Source organism: Burkholderia sp. AW49-1 (genome assembly GCF_053427845.1).
In genome coordinates this window covers 39,998-62,583 of the sequence record NZ_JBSAXF010000032.1, presented here as the reverse complement: position 1 = coordinate 62,583, position 22,586 = coordinate 39,998, and the positions used below count along the sequence as shown (strand labels likewise).

The 22,586-nt window shown below is 64.9% G+C and carries 21 protein-coding genes and 1 pseudogene; 10 read left to right on the top strand and 12 right to left on the bottom strand.

Annotated features, from left to right (window positions below; translation table 11 throughout):
* A partial coding sequence (locus tag ACV22W_RS29260; RefSeq protein WP_448022919.1) for a DoxX family protein occupies positions 1-430 on the top strand: 430 nt, incomplete at its 5' end.
* A 132-nt stretch (positions 431-562) separates the two neighbouring features.
* Here ACV22W_RS29260 and ACV22W_RS29255 read toward each other — a convergent pair.
* The 3 genes from ACV22W_RS29255 to ACV22W_RS29245 form a co-directional block, all read right to left on the bottom strand.
* Entirely contained in the window at positions 563-967 is a 405-nt protein-coding gene (locus tag ACV22W_RS29255) for a cupin domain-containing protein (RefSeq protein WP_448022918.1), read from the bottom strand.
* 4 nt (positions 968-971) lie between these two features.
* Positions 972-1,451 carry a carboxymuconolactone decarboxylase family protein gene (locus ACV22W_RS29250; RefSeq protein ID WP_059817326.1) on the bottom strand — a complete coding sequence of 160 codons (480 nt, stop codon included), beginning with the start codon at positions 1,449-1,451 and terminating at the stop codon, positions 972-974.
* Between the two features lie 148 nt (positions 1,452-1,599).
* Positions 1,600-2,100, bottom strand: a complete 501-nt coding sequence (locus ACV22W_RS29245) for an Ohr family peroxiredoxin (protein ID WP_448022917.1) — start codon at positions 2,098-2,100, stop codon at positions 1,600-1,602.
* Positions 2,101-2,554: 454 nt separating this feature from the next.
* Here ACV22W_RS29245 and ACV22W_RS29240 point away from each other — a divergent pair, with 454 nt between their 5' ends.
* From ACV22W_RS29240 to ACV22W_RS29230, 3 genes are all read left to right on the top strand, one after another.
* Positions 2,555-4,522 carry an efflux transporter outer membrane subunit gene (locus ACV22W_RS29240; protein WP_448022916.1) on the top strand — a complete coding sequence of 656 codons (1,968 nt, stop codon included), beginning with the start codon at positions 2,555-2,557 and terminating at the stop codon, positions 4,520-4,522.
* A gap of 34 nt (positions 4,523-4,556) precedes the next feature.
* The gene (locus tag ACV22W_RS29235) at positions 4,557-5,873 is read left to right on the top strand and encodes an HlyD family secretion protein (RefSeq protein WP_448022915.1); all 1,317 of its coding nucleotides are present in this window, start codon (positions 4,557-4,559) and stop codon (positions 5,871-5,873) included.
* Positions 5,874-5,976: 103 nt separating this feature from the next.
* Entirely contained in the window at positions 5,977-7,533 is a 1,557-nt protein-coding gene (locus tag ACV22W_RS29230) for a DHA2 family efflux MFS transporter permease subunit (RefSeq protein ID WP_448022914.1), read from the top strand.
* Here the strand turns inward: ACV22W_RS29230 and ACV22W_RS29225 are convergent.
* The 6 genes from ACV22W_RS29225 to ACV22W_RS29200 all read right to left on the bottom strand — a co-directional run bounded on the left by ACV22W_RS29225 (position 7,527) and on the right by ACV22W_RS29200 (position 13,491).
* Positions 7,527-7,754: a hypothetical protein gene (locus ACV22W_RS29225; RefSeq protein WP_448022913.1), complete on the bottom strand. Its 228-nt coding sequence runs from the start codon at positions 7,752-7,754 to the stop codon at positions 7,527-7,529. The genes ACV22W_RS29230 and ACV22W_RS29225 overlap by 7 nt on opposite strands.
* Positions 7,755-8,154: 400 nt before the next feature.
* The gene (locus tag ACV22W_RS29220; RefSeq protein WP_448022912.1) at positions 8,155-9,159 is read right to left on the bottom strand and encodes a VTT domain-containing protein; all 1,005 of its coding nucleotides are present in this window, start codon (positions 9,157-9,159) and stop codon (positions 8,155-8,157) included.
* A 175-nt stretch (positions 9,160-9,334) separates the two neighbouring features.
* Complete coding sequence (locus ACV22W_RS29215; RefSeq protein WP_448022911.1) at positions 9,335-10,606, bottom strand: DUF3734 domain-containing protein; 1,272 nt, start codon at positions 10,604-10,606, stop codon at positions 9,335-9,337.
* A gap of 10 nt (positions 10,607-10,616) precedes the next feature.
* Complete coding sequence (locus tag ACV22W_RS29210; protein WP_448022910.1) at positions 10,617-11,399, bottom strand: 3-hydroxybutyrate dehydrogenase; 783 nt, start codon at positions 11,397-11,399, stop codon at positions 10,617-10,619.
* 15 nt (positions 11,400-11,414) lie between these two features.
* A complete protein-coding gene (locus ACV22W_RS29205; protein WP_448022909.1) occupies positions 11,415-12,194 on the bottom strand; it encodes an acetoacetate decarboxylase in 780 nt (259 codons plus the stop codon).
* Positions 12,195-12,489: 295 nt separating this feature from the next.
* On the bottom strand, positions 12,490-13,491 hold the full coding sequence (locus ACV22W_RS29200; RefSeq protein ID WP_448022908.1) for a bestrophin family protein: 1,002 nt from the start codon (positions 13,489-13,491) through the stop codon (positions 12,490-12,492).
* A gap of 229 nt (positions 13,492-13,720) precedes the next feature.
* On the opposite strand from ACV22W_RS29200, the gene ACV22W_RS29195 reads away from it, so the two are divergent.
* The gene (locus tag ACV22W_RS29195) at positions 13,721-14,929 is read left to right on the top strand and encodes an NAD(P)/FAD-dependent oxidoreductase (RefSeq protein WP_448022907.1); all 1,209 of its coding nucleotides are present in this window, start codon (positions 13,721-13,723) and stop codon (positions 14,927-14,929) included.
* Positions 14,930-15,024: 95 nt separating this feature from the next.
* Here the strand turns inward: ACV22W_RS29195 and ACV22W_RS29190 are convergent, their stop codons facing one another.
* Positions 15,025-15,525: an Ohr family peroxiredoxin gene (locus tag ACV22W_RS29190; protein WP_448022906.1), complete on the bottom strand. Its 501-nt coding sequence runs from the start codon at positions 15,523-15,525 to the stop codon at positions 15,025-15,027.
* Positions 15,526-15,875: 350 nt separating this feature from the next.
* The gene (gene pdxR / locus ACV22W_RS29185; RefSeq protein WP_448022905.1) at positions 15,876-17,396 is read right to left on the bottom strand and encodes a MocR-like pyridoxine biosynthesis transcription factor PdxR; all 1,521 of its coding nucleotides are present in this window, start codon (positions 17,394-17,396) and stop codon (positions 15,876-15,878) included.
* Between the two features lie 193 nt (positions 17,397-17,589).
* On the opposite strand from pdxR, the gene ACV22W_RS29180 reads away from it, so the two are divergent.
* The 5 genes and pseudogenes from ACV22W_RS29180 to ACV22W_RS29160 all read left to right on the top strand — a co-directional run bounded on the left by ACV22W_RS29180 (position 17,590) and on the right by ACV22W_RS29160 (position 21,666).
* Positions 17,590-18,333: an SDR family oxidoreductase gene (locus tag ACV22W_RS29180; protein WP_448022904.1), complete on the top strand. Its 744-nt coding sequence runs from the start codon at positions 17,590-17,592 to the stop codon at positions 18,331-18,333.
* A gap of 82 nt (positions 18,334-18,415) precedes the next feature.
* A complete protein-coding gene (locus ACV22W_RS29175; RefSeq protein WP_448022903.1) occupies positions 18,416-19,453 on the top strand; it encodes a LysR family transcriptional regulator in 1,038 nt (345 codons plus the stop codon).
* A 117-nt stretch (positions 19,454-19,570) separates the two neighbouring features.
* A pseudogene (locus ACV22W_RS29170) lies at positions 19,571-19,987 on the top strand (ABC transporter ATP-binding protein); the annotation flags it as partial.
* A gap of 592 nt (positions 19,988-20,579) precedes the next feature.
* A complete protein-coding gene (locus ACV22W_RS29165) occupies positions 20,580-21,083 on the top strand; it encodes an inclusion body family protein (RefSeq protein WP_059525772.1) in 504 nt (167 codons plus the stop codon).
* Between the two features lie 64 nt (positions 21,084-21,147).
* Positions 21,148-21,666 carry an AidA/PixA family protein gene (locus ACV22W_RS29160; RefSeq protein ID WP_448022902.1) on the top strand — a complete coding sequence of 173 codons (519 nt, stop codon included), beginning with the start codon at positions 21,148-21,150 and terminating at the stop codon, positions 21,664-21,666.
* A 136-nt stretch (positions 21,667-21,802) separates the two neighbouring features.
* Here ACV22W_RS29160 and ACV22W_RS29155 read toward each other — a convergent pair whose 3' ends face one another.
* On the bottom strand, positions 21,803-22,504 hold the full coding sequence (locus ACV22W_RS29155) for a FadR/GntR family transcriptional regulator (RefSeq protein ID WP_448022901.1): 702 nt from the start codon (positions 22,502-22,504) through the stop codon (positions 21,803-21,805).
* Positions 22,505-22,586 lie beyond the last annotated feature (82 nt).

The window sequence follows — 22,586 nt, the reverse complement described above, 5'->3', positions numbered from 1 at the left end:
TCGGTACAGCCCCGGGTGGATCCGGGTTCTGCTTGCGCAGCCGTGGGTCGGTGCGCTGGTACGACTTGCACTCGTCTCCGCGTTTCTGATCGGCGGGATCAACAAGGCGATGCATTTCGACGAAGCGGTGGCCGAGCAGGCGCATTTCGGCCTGCAGCCGGCCGCGCTGTGGGCTGCACTGGCGGTTGTGGTCGAGATCGGCGGCTCGCTCTGCGTGGTGTTTCGCCGCTTCACGTGGCTCGGCGCCGGCAGCCTCGGCATGCTGACGCTCGTCGCGATGGTCGTGGCGAACGATTTCTGGAACCACACGGGCGCGGCGCATTTCATGGCGCTCAACAGCTTCTTCGAGCACCTTGGGCTGATTGCGGCGCTGGTCCTCGTCACGATGCTCGGCGACACCGGGCGTGCGGAAGGGGATGGTCGCGCCTGAACGCCAGCGCGGCATGGCGCATCACGAAGGTCGTTCGATCATGGCGCCCGTTCGCGGCGCCATGACTTTCACTGAAGATCGCGCACGGTTTCGTCGTCGCTGGCCCCGGCGACCGGCGCGACGACGGTCCTGCTATTTCACCGGCGTGAGGACGGGTGCGCCCTTGTTCTTGATCAGGAATACGACGAATTTTGCCGGCTTCGAGCTGCTGGCGTTTCGTCCGACCGTGTGCACGTCTTCCGGGCCTTCGTGGAATGTGTCGCCGGCATGGAGCGTGACCGTCTTGCCGCCGTTCAGGCCCATCACGATGCTGCCGTCGAGCACATAGACGAAAGCGTGTGCGTCGTGGCGATGGATGGGGTCGACGCTGCCGGGCGGATAATCCACGACGATCATCTCGACTTCCTTGCCCGGATACTCGGGCAACGGTTCCGTCGTCAGTTGCTTGACGTTGGCTTGCGGCGCGGCGACGACCGGCTGAGCGGGCATCAGCAGTGACAGCGCAAGCGGTGCAAATGCGAGCACGATGCGTTTCATGGCGTTACTCCAGGTTGGCCTTGTCGAGCCCGAACATCTTGTCGAACGAGCCGGGCACGATGCGGAACGCGACGTTCAGCCGGTTCCAGCAGTTGATCGCCCCCACGAGCACGGTGAGATCCGACAGTTCCTGCTCGGAATAATGGGCTCGCACGCGCTCGTAGAGATCGTCCGGCACGCCATGCGACGAGAGATGCGTCAGCGCCTCGGTCCATTCGAGCGCGGCGCGCTCGCGCGGCGAAAATAGCGGCGACTCGCGCCAGATCGCGACGTGATGCACGCGCAGTTCGCGCTCGCCGTGGATCTTCGCCATCTTGATGTGCATGTCGACGCAAAACGCGCAGCCGTTGAGCTGCGACGCGCGAATCTCGACGAGCTCGCGGACCGGAACCTCGATCGCCGTCTTCTGAAGCAGCCCGTCGAGTTCGACGAGTTTTCTGGTCAGTTCCGGCGATTGCTGAAAATAATTGATACGTTGCGTCATGATCCGTTCTCCTGATTGGTGGAAGCTGAACGAGTGGTCGTGAGCATGGCGGTGGATCGCACGACCTTCCTGGCAACCATCGTAATCGTGGGTCCCGTGGGCGGGTAGGACCGGGAACGTGCGCACTCTGTTGCCGCTTCGGCACCAATCACGCCGACACGGCGACGACACTGCAGATTCCCTGCCGTGCCATCTTCGAATAGGGACACAGGCGCTCCGTGTCGCGAACGAGACGCTCCGCGACCTGCCGGTCCACGCCCGGCATGCGGATGGTGATGTTGGCCGTCAGCGCATAGCCGCCATCGACCGGATCGCGACCGAACGCCACTTCGACGGCGACTGTCGTTTCCCGGATGTCGATCCGGTCGCGTTGCGCGAGCAGGCTCAGCGCGCCGTGAAAGCACGCGGCGTAGCCGGCGGCAAGAAGCTGTTCGGGGTTGGTCCCTCCGCCCGGCCCGCCGAGTTCGGTCGGCAATCGCAGATCGAGGGCGAGACAGCCGTCATCGGATCGTGCGACGCCCGATGCGCGGCCATGACCGGACTGGCCACCGGAGACGGTGACCGTGGTCGTGTAGAGCGCGGCGAATTCTCGTCCGCGGTATTTGTCGAGCAGTGTCAACGGCGGAGGTTGCAACCTCTCGTTCTCCATATGCCTCCCGGTTGCTTGTATTGATCGACGCGAGTGTTCCGAGCCCTGCGTATCGGGGCGGCGCGTCGTTTCCCGAAGCGACTCGGCGCAACGGTGCAGCGCTTTCCTGCAGGCCGTTCCCCACGACCGCCATCCGAACGATGGCCCGAGCGCTCTTGCATGCTAGGCAAAGACAGGGCGTCGGACTAGATCGGTCTGGGATGCATGGTGTTGCCCGCTTCGCACCAATGCGGCGAGAACGGCGGGTGTCGCTCGCGTCGAGCGTTGCACGACCGCGGGTGCAGCCGATTGGTGCCGATGAGGAACGGGAAAGTGTTCCGATGCGGGTCTACCTGCACATGAGTGCGCATCCTAGTATGACGACACGGCAATGCGGGCCGATCTTCGGCTTGCGCATGCAGGCAACCCATCGGTGACGCGACATGCGGCACACCTACGCAATCGGAGGCTTGCGATGGACACTTTGAATATCGGTTGGCCGACGCTTTCTCGCGGACCGATTCGTACGGAACCCGACATCGACATAGGCGCGCATCTCGTCAGCGAGCGCGACGGGTACGCGCATCACGGCATCTACGTTGGAGATGGACTGGTCGTTCACTATGGCGGCTTCGATTGCTCCGCGAGGCGGTCTCCGGTGGAATGCATCTCGTTGCGTCGCTTCGCGGCGAGCAACACCATCCAAGTTCATGCGGAGCCGGATGCCATCTATACGGGAATCGCTGTCGTCGAGCGCGCCTGGTCGCGCGTCGGCGAGGACCGCTATCGGCTTCTGACGAACAACTGCGAGCACTTCTGCAGCTGGTGCGTGTGCGGTGTCGGTCACAGCGAGCAGGTGCGCCGCGGTTTGCTGAATCCATGGATCGGCATCCGAACCTTGATCGCGCTCGCGAAGGGACGCGCGACGGTCATGCTTTCGATCGCGTGGCGGCACGCGTCGCGCACACTCAAGACCGGGGTTCCGGTGATCGTCGCGGGCATGTTGTCGGCATGCGCGAACTACGCCGGCATTCACGGTGATGCGGCGATGACCGATCCGCAGCATTACGCGACGCAATGGAGCCTGCCGTTCGAGCAAGGCCGTTGGCCGACCGCGGATTGGGTCGATCAGTTCGGTGACGGTCAGTTGAAGTCCTTGATCGACGAGGCGCTCGAGCGCAGCCCGACGCTCGATCAGGCGCGCGCACGCGTGGCGGCCGCGCAGGCCTACAGCGAATCCGCGCGAGCGGGGACGATGCCGCGCGTCGATGCCAGCTACGCCCTCACCCGCCAGCAGTTCTCCGGTACGGCGCTCGTGCCGCCGCCGTATGGCGGGTCATGGCAGACGGAGAACCGCGGCATCCTGGGCGCTTCGTACGAGCTCGACCTCTGGGGCAAGAAACGCGAGGCGCTGCGCGCGTCGGTGTCCGGCCTGCAGGCGAGCCGCGCCGAGGCGGAAGCGGTCAGGCTGGCGCTTACGACGGCGATCGCACGCACCTATAACGAACTTGCACGCCTGTTCCTGTTGCATGACATCGCGCAACGGGAGATCGCCCAACGCGAGCAGATCGATCGCATCGCCGCGGACCGAATCGCGACCGGGCTCGATACGCAGGTCGAGCGGGAGACCGCCCGTGCGAATCTCGCGACGGGCCGTGCGTTGCTGAAATCGCTCGACGGCCGGATCCTCGCGGCGCGCTACCAGATTGCCGCGCTGCTCGGCGCCGGTCCCGATCGCGGCCTGGGGATCGGGCGCCCGACGCTCGGCACTGGCAACGAGGTACGCGTGCCCGACAATCTGCCCGCGGATCTCGTGAGCCGGCGCCCCGACATCGTGGCTGCCCGGTGGCGTGTCGATGCGCTCGCGCACGGCGTGAAGGAAGCAAAGGCCGAGTTCTATCCGGACATCAACCTGAGCGCCGCGATCGGACTCGATGCGTTCGGCTTCGGCCGCTTCCTGACGGCGGCGAGCCGCACCGCGTCGGTCGGACCGGCTATTCATCTGCCGATCTTCGACGCCGGTGCACTTCGCGCGCAACTGAAGGGGCGCTACGCGGACTTCGATCTTGCCGTCGCGACCTATAACCAGGCGCTCGTCACCGCGCTGAGCGAAGTCGCGACGCAAGTCGCCGACGTGCGTTCAACGGACGCGGAGCTGGTCGATGCGCAGACGGCGCAGCAGGCCGCGCTGAAGGCGGCCGCGCTGGCGCTCGCGCAGTACAAGGCCGGTCTCACGAATCAACTGACGGTGTTGAACGCCGATGTCAACGCACTTTCCGCCGATCAGCGCGTCGCGAATCTGCGCATGGACCGCCGCGATCGTCAGATCGCGCTCGCGTCCGCTTTGGGCGGCGGCTTCGTCGACACGTCATTCGCGGGCGCGGGCACATCGGCACATGCCGATGCGCGCGTATCGGCCGTGCCCGCCGCCGCCGCGCGCTGAGCGGCGATCCATCGAATCTGCCTGGAGAATTGAAATGAGCGAAATCGATCCGCCGGTACACAAGCCGGCCGACGCCCCCCGCGCGAATCGTGATACGTCGCCGTCGGGCGGCGACGATGTCGCAAGCGAAGACGCGCCGCGCCGCCGCCGGCTGCTGCTGGCGCTGCTCGGCGTGACGGTCGTGGCGGCGTCGATTGCGTACGCCGCGTACTACCTGACGTTCGCGCGTTACCACGAATCGACCGACGACGCATACGTCAGCGGCAATCTCGTGCAGCTGACGCCGCAGGTGGCGGGTACCGTCGTCGCGGTGAACGCCGACGATACACAGATCGTGAAGGCGGGCGATCCTGTCGTCACGCTCGACGCCGCCGACGCAAAAGTCGCGCTCGGCAACGCCGAGGCGGCGCTGGGCCAGACCGTGCGCCAGGTGAGCAGTCTCTACGTGAACGACGATCTGTACGCGGCGAACGTCGCGCAGAAGCAGTCCGATCTCGTGCGCGCCCAGGACGACCTGCGTCGTCGCGCGGCCGTCGCCGATACGGGTGCCGTGTCGGCCGAGGACATCGCGCACGCGCGCGACACCGTGGCGGCCGCGCGGGCCGCGCTCGACGCCGCGCGTCGACAGGCGGAGGCCAACCGCGCATTGACCGACCGCACGACGATCGATCAGCACCCGAACGTGCAGGCGGCCGCGTCGAAGGTGCGCGACGCGTATCTGGCCTACGCGCGCAACGTGCTGCCCGCGCCCGTCACCGGCTACGTCGCGAAGCGTTCGGTTCAGGTCGGCCAGCGCGTGTCGCCCGGCACGCCGTTGATGGCGATCGTGCCGCTCGACGGCGTGTGGGTCGATGCGAACTACAAGGAAAGCCAGTTGCGCAACATGCGCATCGGTCAACCCGTCACGCTGACGGCCGACGTGTACGGCGGAAAGGTCAGGTATCACGGCCGCGTGGTCGGCTTCTCCGCGGGCACGGGCAGTGCATTCGCGAGCCTGCCCGCGCAGAACGCGACGGGCAACTGGATCAAGATCGTCCAGCGCCTGCCCGCGCGCATCCAGCTCGACCCGAAGGAACTCGACGCGCATCCGCTGCGTATCGGACTGTCGATGGACGTCGATGTGGATACGCGCGACGACACGGGCCCGCAGCTCGGCGCGGCGACGAACACGTCGTATCGCACGGACGTGTTTGCCGAATACGGCGCACAGGCGGATGCCGAGATCGAGAAGATCATCGCGCGCAACACCATCATCGGGCGTGCGGGTGCGACGGCGCATGCCGGCGAGCCGACGGCATCCGCCGCGCGCGAAGCAAAGAACCCGAGCGACACGACGCGGCGCGCGAGTTGAACCGTCGGACGGGATACGCATGGCAGTCGCGTTCCGGTCGATTCAATCATCCGACTGGCCGGAGCGATGCGCCGGCGCGGTCGACCTACGGAGTTGGAACAAGATGAATTCCTCGACTCAACCCGCGCCGCCGCCGCTCACGGGCGGAAAGCTGGTGCTGGCGACGCTCGCCGTCGCGCTCGCGACGTTCATGAACGTGCTCGATTCGTCGATTGCCAACGTGGCGATTCCGACCATCTCCGGAAACCTCGGCGTATCCGTCGACGAAGGCACTTGGGTGATCACGCTGTTCTCGGCGGCCAATGCCGTCGCGATTCCGCTGACCGGATGGCTCACGCAGCGCGTCGGGCAGATCAGGTTGTTCGTGGCGGCGATCGTGCTGTTCGTTTTTTCGTCGTGGCTATGCGGCATCGCGCCGAACCTGCTCGTGTTGCTCGCCGCGCGCGTGTTGCAGGGCGCTGTCGCGGGGCCGCTGATTCCGCTTTCGCAGGCGATCCTGCTGGGCTCGTATTCGAAGGAGAAGAGCTCGACCGCGCTCGCGCTCTGGTCGATGACGGCCACGGTCGGCCCGATCGCCGGTCCTGCGCTGGGCGGCTGGATCACCGACAGCTACAGCTGGTCGTGGATCTTCTACATCAACATTCCGGTCGGCCTGTTCGCGGCCGGCGTGACGTGGATGATCTATCGCGACCGCGAGACGCAGGTGCGCAAGCTGCCCATCGACAAGGTCGGCCTGATGTCGCTGGTCGTATGGGTCGCGACGCTGCAGATCATGCTCGACAAGGGCAAGGATCTCGACTGGTTCAGCTCGCCCGTGATCTGCTCGCTCGCCGTGATCGCCGCCGTCAGCTTCCTGTTCTTCCTGATCTGGGAGTTCACGGCGCGCAACCCGATCGTAGACATTCGCCTGTTCGCCGTGCGCAATTTCCGCGGCGGCACGATCGCGATCTCGGTCGCGTACGCGGTGTTCTTCTCGAACCTCGTGATCCTGCCGCAATGGATTCAGGGCTATCTCGGCTATCGGTCGGTGGACGCCGGGCTCGTGACGGCGCCGCTCGGGATCTTCGCCGTGCTGCTCGCACCGTTGATGGCGAAGATCATGCCGAAGTCCGATGCGCGGATCCTCGCGACGCTGGCCTTCGTGGGCTTTGCAGGCGTGTTCTTCATGCGCTCGCGTTACACGACGGGCGTCGACCCCTATACGCTGGTGCTGCCGACGCTGTTGCAGGGTATTCCGATGGCGCTCTTCTTCACGCCGCTGACCGCGATCATTCTGTCGGGCCTCGCGCCCGACCGGATTCCGGCGGCCGCCGGGCTGTCGAACTTCGTGCGCGTCTTCGCGGGCGGCGTCGGTACGTCGCTGATCGCGACCGGATGGAACGACCGGACGATCCTGCATCACGCGCGGCTCGCCGAGCAATCAAGCGTGAACAACCCCGCTTACACGAGTGCCGTCGCGCAGCTTCAGGCGACACTCGGCGGCGGCGTCGATCAGGCTGCGGCGTTTTTCGAACGCACGCTCAATGCACAGGCCGCGATGCTCGCGCTGAACGACATCTTCTGGTTGTCGTCGATCATCTTCATCGTCATCATTCCGCTGGTCTGGCTCACCCGGCCGGGCAAGGGCGGCGGCGCCGGGATCGCGGCAGGCGGTCACTGAACGAGGCCGCCGGAATCGCGCGGCGACGATCGCTCGGTTGCCGCCGCACCGGGATGCGCCAAACCCGTGTGGATCGATGTCGGCATGGTGTCCGTCAAAATGAAGGACACCATGTCGTCGCGTTCTGCGGATAGGCCGGGTTGTCGCAGGAAGCGGCCGCGCCTTGCGTCAAACACTTCGTCAAACTGATCAAGCCGTTCGGGGCCAACCAGTGCCTTCATCGTCACGGAAATGCGTTTGACGGCGTACCAAGCCTGCCGACGTCGAACTTCCGTTACGCCGATCTCACTGACCGTGTCGGGGAAAGTGCCCCCCAGGCGCGCAGCGGCGGAACGGACGCTTTACCCGTTACATGAACGACAGCGCGTCATGCCCTCAGGTTCGAGACAAGTGGCGCAGTTGCCGCATGGCGCAACTGTCGCCGAGTGCGTCGCGTCAGGTCCGCCGAGGATGTGACCGGGAAGAAGAGGGGCGAGGCTCGCGATGTCGATGTCCGGCACTCGCTGCGCGAGCCGATGGAGGCGTCATTGAGGTGTTGACCGTCGCAAATCGAATCGGCGGCCCGACAGGCCGCCGACGGTGCGGTACCCCGCTGCCCGGGAATCCGGGCGCGCCACTGCGTCAATACGTGAAGGCTTTCCGTTCTTCCGGGCCGATCGCCGTGTCGTTCATCGCGACCATCGGCACCACGTCGAAGCCCGCGATGCGCCATGCATCGATACCGCCGGTGAGCGGCAACGCGAGCTTGACGCCGGACAGCCGCAGCTGCCTGGCCACCGACACGGCAGACGTTTCGTGCGGGCACGCGCAATAGATGACGAGTGTCCGGTTCGTGCCGTAGCGTTCCATGATCTGGCGGGGCTTGCGTTCATCGCCGATCACCGCGCCCGGAATGACGAACGGATCGAGCATTCTTCGTTCGGCGGAACGGATATCGATCACGGCCGGTCGCGGATTGTTCGCGAGCAGCGCATGCAGTTCCGCGGCGCTGATCCGCGCTTTACCGAGCGCGCTTGCCAGCATCCGTCGGCGGCAATATCCGTACGCGAAATACAGTGGCGGTGCGATGCCGATCACGATGAGCACATGCCAGCCGAGACGGGCGACGAGCGCGAAGACCGCATCGATCTGCGACGCGAACAGCGTGCCGACGGCCAGTCCGATCGATGCCCACAGCGCGATGCCGACGCAATCGTGCAAGACAAAGGCGCGTAACCTGACGGCCATCGCGCCGCAAAGCGGAACGGCCACGAGCGACAGGCCGGGTACGAACCGCGCGACCACGAGCACGCGAACGCCCCAACGCCCGAAGAAGCGCTCGGTCGTCCGGACGCACGCGTCGCGCGACGGCGTCAGTTTGCAGACGGTGTGAAGCGTGCGCTTGCCGTAGCGCTTTCCCCCCTGGTACCAGATCAGGTCGCCGAGCAAGCCGCCAACCACGGCGGCGGCCAGTATCGTCGAGAAATGCAGCAGCGTCGACGACGCGACATGGGTCACGAGCGCGATACCCGCGCCCACCGTGATCAAGGTCGGAATGGCAGGCAGCGGCAGGCCGAGCGACGACCCGAGCACGTTCAGGAATACGACCAACGTGCCGTACCGCGCGATCATTTCATGCGACATCATGGTGCTCTCCTTGAGACGAGCGCATGCGCGATCTCGACGATCGGTCATGGCTCCGACGGAAGCGGTCCTGCAAGCGCGGTACCGCGAGTCGGGAGCGGCACCGGCGGGGCGCCGGTCACGCGTCGCCGGCCCGCGGCCGACCGCCTGGCTCACCCGCGGCTGGCGTCGATACGGGTTACCCGGCGACGGACGATTCCTTCTCCGGCGGCAGTGGTTCCGCGGGAGAGGCATGCTTGCCGAGGCTGCCGGCTTCGTCGACGTCGTGCCGATAGCGGTGCACGTCCCGCGTGACGAAGCCGATTTCCCGGCTCGGAATCTCGAACCACTCCGGGTGTCCGAACGAACGGCGAATGTCCTCGAGACCGCTCGCCCAATGCTCGCGCATCGTGTCCTTGCTGAACTCGTAGTCCTTGTAGTGCCCCTCGAACGCCTTGTTCTTGTAGATCAGGTGCACCACGTTCACGGCGCTGCCATCCGCCGTCTTCTGTGCTTCCCGCAGCAGCGGGTGGGCAAGCCGCACGTGTTCGGGAATATGTTCGAGCAGCGCCTTGATCATCTGCGCATGCTTCTGGTTCTGCGACATGAACGCCGTGATCGCGCGCGTGCGGCTCGAATACTGAATGTCCTTGGTGCGTTCGCTGACATCGAGGAAGTCGCCCGGCAACTTGCCGCGCGAGCTCCACAGATCGAGCTGGAACACGAGCGTGTCCTTGTGCTGGCTTTCGCGGATGATCTCGGTGAGCGGCGTATTGGAAACGAGGCCGCCGTCCCAGTAGAACTCGCCATCGATTTCGACGGCCGGAAAACCCGGCGGCAGCGCGCCGGACGCGATGAAATGCTCCGGCGCGAGGCGCATCTTCGTATTGTCGAAATAGACGAGATTGCCCGTTCGCACGTTGACCGCTCCGACGGAAACGCGAATGTTCCCGTCGTTGATGCGGTCGAAATTGGCGTACCGAAGGAGCGTTTCGCGCAACGCCGAAGTGTCGTAATAGCTGACCTGGTCGGGACGCTTTCCGCCGAACCCGGCGAAAGGCACGTGCATGCGCGGCGAGAAGAATCCGTCCTGGCCTTCCATCAGCGTGCGCGTGGCGGCCCATGCGCTCGACCACCGTCGCCCCACGTCGGCCAGCCCGGGCCACGCCGACATGCACGCGCCGACGTGAGCGAGCGGATCGCCCGGCTGACTGATGGTGTTCCAGAAGCCGCGGAGCGCGTCCGTGCGGTCTGCCGGCGCGTTGCCGGCGATGATCGCCGTGTTCAGCGCACCGATCGATACGCCGGCGATTCGCGTCGGCTCCACGCCGACTTCGGCCATGCCTTCATACACGCCGGCCTGATATGAGCCGAGTGCACCGCCACCCTGCAGCACGAGCCCGATTTCGTCATACGCGGGCAGCTTGATGCGATGGGGCTGCTTCAGCTTGTTACGCTGGCTCGAATACATGGTGCGCTCCTTATTGCATGAACCAGCCGTGGCTGACGACGATCGATTGTCCGGTGAGCGCGTTCGACTCGAAGCCGGCCAGGAACGCAACCGTGTGCGCGACATCGGCCGCCGACGTGAATTCGCCATCGACGGTCTCCCTCAACATCACGTCCCTGACGACCTGCTGTTCGGAGATGCCCAGCGCCTTCGCCTGCTCGGGAATCTGCTTGTCGACCAGCGGCGTCCTGACGAAGCCGGGGCACACGACATTGGCGCGTACGCCGCGCGGCCCGCCTTCCTTCGCGACGACGCGCGCGAGACCGAGCAACCCGTGTTTCGCGGTCACGTAGGCGGACTTCAGCGGCGAGGCTTCGTGCGAATGCACCGAGCCCATGTAGATCACCGTGCCGCCCTTGTTCGACGCGTACATGTGCCTGATGGCGGCACGCGTCGTCGGGAATGCCCCGTCCAGATGAATGGCCAGCATCTTCTTCCAGTCGGAAAATGCGTAGTCCTCGATCCGGTTGACGATCTGGATGCCCGCGTTCGACACGAGCACGTCGATGCCGCCCAGCCGGTTCACCGTTTCGGCCATGCCGGCTTCGACGGCTTCCTCGCTGGTGACGTCCATCGCGATCGCCAATGCCTTGCCGCCGGCCGCGACGATATCGTCCGCAACCTTGTGGGCGGCCGCGAGGTTCAGATCGGCGATCACGACGGTCGCGCCGTCCGCCGCAAGCTTGCGTGCGCACAGGTCGCCGATACCGCTTGCCGCGCCCGTCACGAGCGCGATCTTGTCATTCAGTGCCATACGTCCTCCTGATGTTTACTGGTTGACCGCGAGCTTCAGCGACGCGGCGGGGGCGAGGTAGTCGTGGGCCACTTCGCCGATATCGAGCGTGAGATGCGCGATGACGTGGCGCGCGCCGATCACCTTGCGAACCGGCAGGTCGGCAACCGCCGCGAGCGCATGCGGATGCAGTTCGAGCGCGGTGGGCCCCTCCCATGCGCCGATCACGTCGACATCGCGCAGGAAGAAGCGCACCAGCTCGCAGATGCGCGCGGAGCCGTCGACGTGCGGAATGACCTTGAGCAGATAGTTGGGCGTGTCGGCGAGCTTGCGGCGTTCGGCTTCCGTGTCGAGCGCGCGGTACTTGTAACCCATCGTGCCGGTGGCGATGCGCTGCGTGCCGTAGTCGAGCGTGCCGAGCAGCGTGTCCTTGCCGTCGACGCAGAGCCGTGGCGACGCCAGTTTCTTCGGAAATCCCCAGATTTCCCGTCCGGCGGCGATCGGGCCTTCGTCGTCGAGGTACATCGCATGCGTGAAATTGGCGCGCGTGCCGTCCTCGTCCAGAACGGAGATCACCTGGCCGCTTTCGGTGTAGTCACCGAATCCCGACGAATCAGGCATCCGAATGAACTCGTAGTGGACGACGGCCCGATCGACCGTCAGCGGTTCCGGGACGACGGCCCGGAGGGCGTCCATGTCCGTCTCGTACGAGATGATGAAGTACTCCCGATTGACGAAGCGGAAGGGCGGACGCGGATACGCCGGGTTGTGCACGGGCATCGTAAACGCGTTGCTGCGGATATCTTCTTCTGTCACGGATCGTTCCTCGGTTGGTGAGGTGCCGGGTCACACCATGGCAACAGCCCTGGCTGCCGCGGCCAATGACGCGCGACGACGCGGCGCGTCGCAGACGGCCGCGCGGGTCGCACGTTGCTCTTGCGGTGTCGTGTCCGTTTCCAGGAAGGGAGCGGACATGCATGCACGGCCACCGTCAGCGCCAAGCGTAGGCGATGTGCTCGTGCGGCAGTAGCGCCGGGAAGGACCTCATCATGTTGTCGCGATGGCAACAATCGACGAACGGAGGGTGGCGCGACGAGAGACGCCTGACGCGTTACAGCGCGATGATCGTGCGGCTCGACGGGTCGCGCGCGTGTTCTCCGAGCATCGCTTTCAGATCGCGTTCGATCGTGCTGCACAGCGTTGAAATGGGCACGTCGTTGGCGCCGCCTTCGAACGGGTTCTCGGTGCTTTCGCCAACCTGCTCGAGCGAGGTGTACATCCAGGAAACGGCGACGCTGCACGGCACGACCAGCCAGACCATGTTGCCGTGCATGAAACCGCTCACGCCGTCGTTCAACCGGTTGAATTCGTTCAGCAAACCGAACGGAAGCGACAGGCAGAAGAACCGGACGAACAGGGAGCTGACGGTCGCATACTGACGCGGGTAGGGAAAGTTCTTGAAGCGTTCCGATCTTGCCTGGAGATCGATGAAGTCGCCGACGGTCTTCTGAAGCTCCATGTAGAAGTTCGAATTCAGATGGCCGGCCATGTGAAGCGTCCTGAGCGAAGTGCCCTGCAGGCTCAGCACGAACGTTGCGATGCAAGGCGACGCGAGCGCCTGTTCGGTTTCGGTCGAGGAGAGATACTTCGGCAACAATTCTCTGATGTCCTTTTCCCACTCGGGAACGCGATAGAACCGGCGGTACTCCGCGTTGTAGCGTTTGTTCGTGCTTTCCCAGACGCGCGGGCGGCGCAGGTCATAGCGTAGCGCGGTCAGCCATGCCAGGTGGCGATCGACGAGTTTTCGGGCGATCTCGTCATCGGTGACGAAATCGCGAGCGAGTTGGCCCCAGCGACGGCTCTTGCTCAGGATATCGGTCCAGATTTCCAGCGCGTCCATCGCGCGGTTGTAGGTTTGAACGTTCTTGAAGCCGACGATGAACGACGTCGCGGTTCCGAGCAGAACCACGATCGTCAGGGGGATCGACAGCCACGTAACGGAGAAGAACTTGTACAGGACAACCGGAACCGAACCGAAAATGAGCAGCTCGTAAATTTTCCAGCGTGTCCAGATCAGGAACTCCGACAGTTTGTACGATTTCCCCATGTGCATTTTGTTTGCCTCATCGTTGATTCAGGTGGGTGACGAAGACGGCGTTCGAGTCGCGTGCGATCGTTCGCCGACATCATGCCTGCGATCGATCCATGCGGCGTGTGATGGATTGGTGCCGAAGCGGCAACATCGTGAGCACGACTGCGGATCTACTGCGCAATGCCGTGTCGACCTACGATGATTTCGCGCGGCGAGTTGCCGCCATCGACATCAACCGAGGGCAATGATCATGTCGCAGAAGATCCTGATAGTGGGGGCCGGCTTTGCCGGCGTGTGGGGTGCACTGGGTGCCGCGCGCGTGCTGGATGGTGCCGGTGTGACGAGCGGCGACGTCGAGATCACGTTGATCTCGCCGAAACCGGAACTGCAGATCCGGCCGCGTCTGTACGAAAGCGAGCCGCAGCGGATGGCCGCGCCGCTGTTGCCGCTGCTCGATGCGGTCGGCGTGAGGTTTCTCGAAGGTAGCGTCGAGGAGATTTCCGTCCGCGAAAAGACGGTCAGCGTCGCGTGCACCAACGGCCAGCGACGTCTGCTCGCGTATGACAGGTTGTTGTTGACGAGCGGCAGCAGGTTGAGCAAACCGCCGGTGCCGGGGCTCGCGGAACACGCGTTCTCGGTCGATCGCATCGAGGACGCCGTCGCGCTCGACGAACACTTCGCGGCACTCGCGAAACTGCCGGAATCGCCGGCACGCAATACGGTCGCGGTGGTCGGCTGCGGCTTCACGGGTATCGAGGTCGCCACCGAGTTGCCCAAGCGCTTGCGCGAGTGGTTCGGCCCGCAGACGACGGGGCGTGTCGTCGTGATCGGCGCGCAGGACGACATCGGTCCCGATCTCGGCCCCAATCCTCGGCCGTATGTCGCCGAAGCCTTCGCGTCGCTGGGCGTCGAGGCCGTGCTCGGATCGCGCGTCGTGTCGGTCGCGGCCGACGGCGTTCGTACCGCGTCGGGCACGCACATCGAGGCCATGACCGTAATCTGGGCGGGCGGAATGCAGGCGAGCCCGCTGACGTCGCAGGTCTCCTCGCATCTGGACCCGCTCGGGCGCGTCGAAGTCGCACCGGATCTTCGCGTGGCGGAAGCGCCGCACGTATTCGTCGCGGGAGACGTGGCGCGCGCGCGCAGCGACGATGAAGGGCACTATGCGCTGATGTCGTGCCAGCACGCGATCGTGATGGGGCAATTCGGCGGGCATAACGTCGCGGCGGATCTGATCGGCGTGCCGACGCTGGAATATCGGCAGCCGTTCTATGCGACATGCGTCGACCTGGGCGACTGGGGTGCCGTGTACTCGGAAGGCTGGGATCGGCAGATCAAACTGACGCGTGCCGAAGGAAAGGCGCGCAAGCAGATGATCAACACGCAATGGATCTATCCGCCGGCACCGAATCGGGCCGAGGCGCTGGCGGCCGGTAACCCGCAGGCATCGCTCGATTGACCGGTTGCCCCCGCGCGTATCGCGAGATGCGCGGCGGGGGCGGCGCGCCGTTGCGGCAACGGACGACGCACTGCCGCGGCACGACGAGCGCCTGGTCAGTCGACGACGGTCACGATATTGACGGTGCCCTGCCGGGCCATCTTCGCATACGGGCACAAGCGTTCCGCGGTTCGAACCATTTCTTCCGCGAGGTTTCGATCGACACCGGGCATCCGCACCCGAACGTCGACGAGCAACGCATAGCCGCCATCCATGGGATCGCGGCCGAACGAGACCTGCACCTCCACGGCGGTATCGGGGGTTTCCATATCGGCGCGTTTCTCGAGCAGATTGAGCGCGCCGTGGAAGCACGCGGCGAAGCCTGCCGCGAACAACTGCTCCGGATTGGTCCCGTTGCCGGGCCCGCCAAACTCGGTGGGCAGGCGCAGATCGACGGCGAGATTGCCGTCGTCCGAGCGAACCACGCCGGATGCGCGGCCATGTCCCGTCTCGCCGCCGGACACGGTGACGGTCGTGGTGTAAAGCGGTTGAAAATCCCGGCCTCGATATCTGTCGAGGAGGGAAAGCGGCGGGGCTTGCAGCTTGTTGTCATCCATGATGCGTGCTCGAATTCAGCGATACGCTCCGACCCTCGGTCATTCGGGTGTCGAAACGTCTTGCGAAGGGGCTGGGCTGCCCGGGCAAATAGCGTATTCAGGGAATGACGGGCGCGGCTGATTGTCCGAGGAATGCGGCAACCTTCCGGTGAAGCCCGATTCCCGGTTCGTCTACGGGAGAAAGACGCTTCCATGCTAGAGGCACGCACCGGATGGCGGTACGGCCGTTCCGGGCGATTGTATGTTTCCCGTTGGACACCAATCGGGACCGCACCGTGAATTTCAACGAGGCGCCCGGCGGCAGCGGTTGCCGGCACGCCCGGCCGCACGCCATTGGTGCGCGCCGCGCGTCAGCGGCCCAGGCACGCGCGCAGCGTTTGGGCGTGACGTTGCGCTTCGTCCGCGTCGCCGATGTTCGCGAACCCGATGATGAGGCCGCGCGGCGTTTGCTGCGTGTGGCTGTTCGTGTACCAGATCGACAGCGGCAGGACCGCGAGCCCGGCTTCGCGGGCGCGCGCGGCGACGGCGACGTCGTCGACCGGCCCGTCGGGCCCCGCCGTGAACCGCACCGCGAACTGGATGCCGCCAGGCGGCAACTCGACGATCAGCCGCTCGCCGAATGCCTGCCGTAATGCGTGCACGATCAGCGTGCGGCGCTCGCCGTACAGCGTGCGCATGCGCTTCAGGTGCCGGGCGAAGTGGCCCTGTTCGATGAAATCGGCCAGGGCCGCCTGCAGGAGCGCAGGCGAGCCGGCGTTCATGCTGCAGGCCACGCGTTCGACGCGCTCCACCGCACGCTCCGGCACGACCGCGTACGCGAGCCGCAAACCGGGATACATCGCTTTGCTGAAGGTACTGCAATAGATCACGTGATCGCGCCGGTCGAGACTCTTCAGTGCCTGCAGCGGGCGGCCCAGATAGCGGAACTCGCTGTCGTAGTCGTCCTCGACGATCCACCCCGACGTCTTTTCGGCCCAGTCCAGCAGCGCGACGCGGCGGGACAGCGACAGCGTATGCCCGAGCGGGCTCTGATGCGACGGCGTCACGAGTGCGAAGCGCGCGTGCGCGTCCAGTTGCAGGCCGCGTTCGACGTCGATTCCCTCGGCATCCACCGGCACCGGGACGAGTTCGACGCCCGTCTCGGACAAGAAACTGCGTGCGAGCAGATAGCCGGGGTCCTCGAACCAGACGCGGTCGTTCGGGCGTGCGAGGCTGCGCAGCACGAGTTCCAGCGTGGCACGGTAGCCGCTGGTGATGAACACCTGTTCCGGCACGCAGGTGACGCCGCGCGACAGCCCCAGATAGGTGGCGATGTGTTCGCGCAGCGGCCGATAACCGGCCGGATTCGGGTAGCCCAGCAGCGCGCGATCGCCGCTGCGCGCGCGCAGCGACACGAGGCGGTGCCAGACCTTGCGCGGGAAGGCGTCGAGGGCAGGGACCCCGGGCTGCAACGGGCGCGGCTCGCCGCTCATCGCGACGGCGATCGGTTGCGCGCGCCGCGGCGGGGGGCTGTCGCGCGACGCGCCCGGCGCCTGAAGCACGCCGGCGTTGTCGACGGGCGCTGCCGATTCGTCGTCACGCGCGGGCATCGCCCGCGGCAGCGATTTCGGCAGGGACGGCGAGACGAACGTGCCTGCCGCGCCGCGCATTTGCAGATATCCCTCGTCGACCAAGATCGTGTAGGCCTGTTCGACGGTGCCGCGCGCCGTGTTCAATTGCGTCGCCAGACCGCGCAGCGCCGGCACGCGATCGCCGGGACGCAGGTGGCCCGCGGCGATCGCGGTTCTGAACCGCTCGCAGATCTGCAGATAGATCGGCAACTGATGCTGCCGGTCGATTTCGATGGTCAGCGTGGACGGTTGCGTAGACATGACGGCCTCGTGGGTGACGGAACAGGCACGGCATGGACCAGTCCGATCGACGATTCTTGGCACTGATGGATAGGACATGATTCTTCCACAATTGCGCCACGCGATGCGACAGTCATCACCGCTTTCACCGGATTCGGCACCCGTCATGTCCCGCTCGCATTCACATGCAATCCAATCGTCAGGAGATTTTGCGATGAAGATCGTTGTCATCGGCGGTTCGGGCCTGATCGGCTCGCGCGTCGTCACGCTGCTCGAGGAAGCAGGTCATCAGGCGCTCGCCGCGTCGCCGCGCACCGGCGTCAATACCGTCACGGGCGAGGGCCTGACCGACGCATTGACGGACGCGGACGTCGTCGTTGACGTGGCGAACGCACCGTCATGGGAACCGCAGGCGGTCCTGGACTTCTTCCGCACGTCGGCACGCAATCTCGGCAAGGCCGAGGTGGCCGCGGGCGTGCGCCATCACGTCGCGCTGTCGATCGTCGGCTGCGACCGGATGCCGGAGAACGGTTATTTCGCGGCCAAGGTCGCGCAGGAGCAGGCGATCGAGGCGGCGGGCGTGCCGTACACGATCGTGCGCGCGACGCAATTCATGGAATTCATCGGCGGCATCGCGGACTTCGGCACCGAAGACGGCACCGTGCGCATCGGCGACGGACTGTTCCAGCCGATCGCCGCCGAAGACGTGTCGGCACTCGTCGCGCAGGGCGCGCTCGCCGGGCCGCAGAACGGCACGATCGAGATCGCGGGCCCGGATCGTGCGCCGTTCGCGGAGATCGTCGCGCGCTACCTGAAGTCGGTCGGCGATACGCGCGCGGTGGTGACCGATCGCGACGCACGCTACTACGGCGGCCGCGTCGAGGAAACATCGCTGGTGCCGCTAGGGGCCGCGCGGCTCGGCCGCATCGGTCTCGACCAGTGGCTGGCAAGAAGCTGATTCACGTTCGCACGTGCGGCTGTTCGCCGGCGCACGCCGGCGGCGGGCAACCGGAGTGAGCGACATGTCTGAGGAAGCGGAAATGAGCCAAACGGAACCATCGGAACACGGCGCGCGGCGCGACCTGGCCAATCGCGCCGATGCTCTGTCGGCGAGCTTCGGAGCGAGCTACGCAGGCATCCTTGCATTCGTCGCCGTGGCGAGCGAGGGGAGTTTCACCAAGGCGGCGGAACTGCTCGGCGTCGGGCGGCCGGCCGTGAGCCGGAACGTCCAGAAGCTGGAGGCGCAGCTGAGCACGCGGCTGTTCCAGCGGACCACGCGCACGACCGAGCTGACGTGCGAGGGCCGGCGCTTCTTCGAGAATTGCCATCAGGGCGTGGCGCAGATCGTCGAAGCCATGAACGACATGCTGGAATTGCGGCAGGGGCCGCCGCGCGGCCTCATCCGCATCAGCTCGGCAGTGGGATTCGGCAGGAAAATCGTGGCGCCGCTGCTGGAAAAGTTCGCGCACGCCTATCCGGACATCGTCATCGATCTGCTGCTCGACGACCGGCCGGTCGATCTGGTGTCCGAACGGATCGACGTGTCGTTTCGAAACGGACGCATCGAGGACTCCAGCATCATCGCCCGGCAATTGATTCCGATGCAGATGGCGCTGTGCGCGGCGCCGTCGTATGTCGCGAAGCACGGCCTTCCGCAGAGTGTCGAGGAGCTCGACCGGCACGAGTGCATCAATTTCCGGTTTGCGAGCGGACGCCTGTTCGAATGGGAGTTCAACGTGGACGGCCGCGTGCAGAAGTACCTGCCGACGTCGCGCCTCACGTTCAACGATGTGGATCTGGTGTTGCGTTCGGTGCTGAACGGATCGGGCATCGCGCAGTTGGCGGGCTACCAGATCCGCGACCATCTCGCGTCGAACGAACTCGTCGTCGCGCTGGCAAAGCATGTGCCGGAGGATCGCGGCCACTACATCTGCTATCTGAGCCGGCAACACCTCCCGACGCGCATCCGGATCTTCGTCGACTTCATGACCGAGCAGATTCGCGCGCTCGATCTGAATTGCATGACGCGGTTCAATCCGGAAGTGCCGGTGTTGGCGTCGGCGGGCTTGGCCGCTTGACGAATCCGAGAAGGAAGACACCGGAGGCCCGCCGCCGGGGCCGGGAATCCTCGCGGTGCGAGAGGTGCTGCCGGGAACGCCGGGCCGCGCTGCGCCGGACGTGTCCGCAATGACGATGTGAGGCAGCCGGGCGCCGATCGCGGGATGGTGTTCCAGGGCTATACGCTGTTTCCGTGGCTCACCGTGAAGAAGAACGTGATGTTCGGCCTCCGAATGAACGGCAGCAGCAACAGCGAAGCCGAACGCGAGGCGCTGCAGTGGCTCGACCTGGTCGGGCTGACGCGTTTCGCCGACGTGTATCCGCATCAGTCGTCGGGCGGCATGAGGCAGCGTGTGGCGATCGCCCGCGCGCTCGCGAACCGTCCGCGCGTCCTGCTGATGGACGAGCCGTTCGGCGCGCTCGACGCGCAGACGCGTGCGCGGATGCAGACACACCTGCTCGACATCTGGCGCAATATCGACGCGACGATCCAGTTCATCACGCACGATCTCGACGAGGCGATCTTCCTCGCGGACCGGATTCTCGTGCTGGAACCGGGCGCTTATGTGTCCGTGATGACGTACCGGGCGCGATCGAGTGCGAACTTATGTCGTCGATGGTTTCGGTTCGGATTTTATATTAATCGAGACGGGTGGAATGCGGAGTGAAATAATGCCGTCAAAAACTCGTTAAAGTAATGTCGGATTCGAGGCGAGTTGCATGAGTCTTTTTGTTTCGGTTCGGTTTGAGGTGCGCCGCTTAATTAACGCGTTTGTGCATCGAGGTCGTGGATTCGTATTGGGGCGGTGATATTGATGAAAAATGATGATAGAACGGCGGAATGTTTCACTTCCTTGCGAATCTTTGCGGAGTGTGCCTCTGGTCGTTGATTTATCCTTCCCGAAAAGAGTGCGAAATATTGGATTAATTCTGGGCATTGTTTTGATAAAGCAAAAAACCTTATAAAAATAATCGAGAACTGTCAGCGTTTACAGGTCCATTGGATTAACTGCGCGGTGTAAATTTAAATCGCGGGACAACTTGAAGTTTCAAGGTTTCATGACGAATCGTCACCCGATCGGTGATTGAAGGTCGTATGAAACGGTCCGCGCACCGGCCGCCCCATTTACCTGAACGGGAGTTCCTATGTCACGCGTTACCGATGTGCTCGTCTCGATCGATACCGAAACGATTCTCCAGAAATATCCGAATCCCAGCCGGGATCCGAAAAACCCGACGCTGATCGACTGGAAGCACGTGTACATGGTCACGAACCAGGACAACGTCGTCTCCGGGCAGGCGGGCGGCGAACTCGACCTGAGAGCCCAGGTCGGCGACCTGATCCGTTGGCGCGAAACGAGCCTGTCCCTGGGCTTCGAGAAGCAGGTGGTTTTCTACGGCTTCATCGCGAACCAGGGCAAGGACCTGATTTCGACGCCGACGCCGCGCAAGGCCACCGCATCGGTCCCGATTCCGAATCCGAGCTCGCCGTCGACGCCGACCTGCCAGAAGGTGGACAACTACTACTGGTCGTCGGAAACGCTGTCGGAAGGCCGCGTCACCTATCACTTCTACTTCCAGATCATCGACCGCAACTGCCAGTCGCTGGGTTGCTATCAGTGGGATCCGTTCATCTCGATTCACAACTGATCTCGGCAGGCGGGCGGCCGCGCGGCGGTCGTCCGCGTCATATTCCCGTTCCGGAGGACGTGCCATGTCTGGTCTTCGTTGCGATGTGCTTGCGATCGTCGATGCCGTCACGCTGCTGTCGACCTATCCCGATGCGAGCCGGAACGCCGATACGCCGACGGTGATCGACGGCCGGCACATCTACGTGGTGAGCCCCGGCGACACCGGGGCGCTCGGCCGAAACGACAGCCGGCTCTTTGCCGGCCTGTCGCCGGGCGACCAGCTCCGCCTGCGCGAAACGGCGCTGGCGCTGCGTGCCGAAGCGAGCGTGCTGTTCATCCGGTTCGCATTGAAGGACGCGGGCATCGTCGCGCCGATCGAACCGGAGGTGCGCGACGCCGCGACGCCGGTGCCGTCCGGCGACGACCTGCTCCATCCACAGTGTCGGCCGATGCCGGATCACTACTGGCGCAGCGACGTGCTGGCCGCGGGCGCCACCACGTGCACGGCCGATTTCGCCGTGCTGGACCGCGATGGTGCCGTGTCCGGCTATTTCCGCTGGGAGACGTCGATCGAGATCGACGAGGGCGGGGCGGATTCGTAGCAATCCGATTTCAGGCCGTCGCCGGGCCGCGACGGCAACGTCAACCTGGCGCCCGATACCGGCGTCCCGGCGATTTTCCGCGCGAATGCCGCGTTCAAGCAGGACACCGAACCGTTTCATGGACGGCCCGCCCGGGTCAGTTTCGCTCCTGTTCCAGCCAGCGTCGTTGCGATGCGTATAGATGCGTGCGCATGGCCGCCTGGGCCATCAGCACCTCGCCGTTTTCCAGCGCATGAAGAATGGACTCGTGTTCGTCGAACGCCTTTGCCCACGTCTGCCTGCTTTCGGTGCGCGCGCTCACGCGCGACGAGATCGGACTGTGGCGTCCGTCGAACAGCTCGCCCACCAGCCTGACCAGCACCGAATTGCCGGTCATTGCTGCAATCGCGACGTGGAATTCGCGATCGTGCGCGAGCGGGGAATGGCCTTCCGCGATGGCGGACCGCATCGCCTCGACCGCGCGGCGCACGGGCGCCAGCCGTTCGGGCGTCGCGTGTGCGCATGCGAGTTCGACGACGCTGCCTTCCAGTGCGGCCCGGGCGCTCATCAGTTCGATCGGATTTTCGCCCAGCGGTGTCGCCGCGGCGTTCGACGCCTTCGCGGGAGGGCACACGAACACGCCGGATCCCATCCGGACTTCGACGATGCCCTCGATCTCCAGCGCAATGAGCGCCTCGCGAACCGACGGGCGTGATACGCCGAGCTGCTGAGCTAGATCCCGCTCGGGCGGCAGGCGCTCTCCGTCGGCGAACCGCCCCTCTTCGATGAGCGAACGAATCTGGTCGGCGATGCGCTGATACAGGCGGCGCGTATCCACCTGTTTGAACTGGTCCAGCAATGCTCCCCCTTGCCGCGTCGCGCGGTTGTCCGTTCCGAAGCGATCAGTCTACTGCACTTTGAATGGCCTGACCAATTGATGC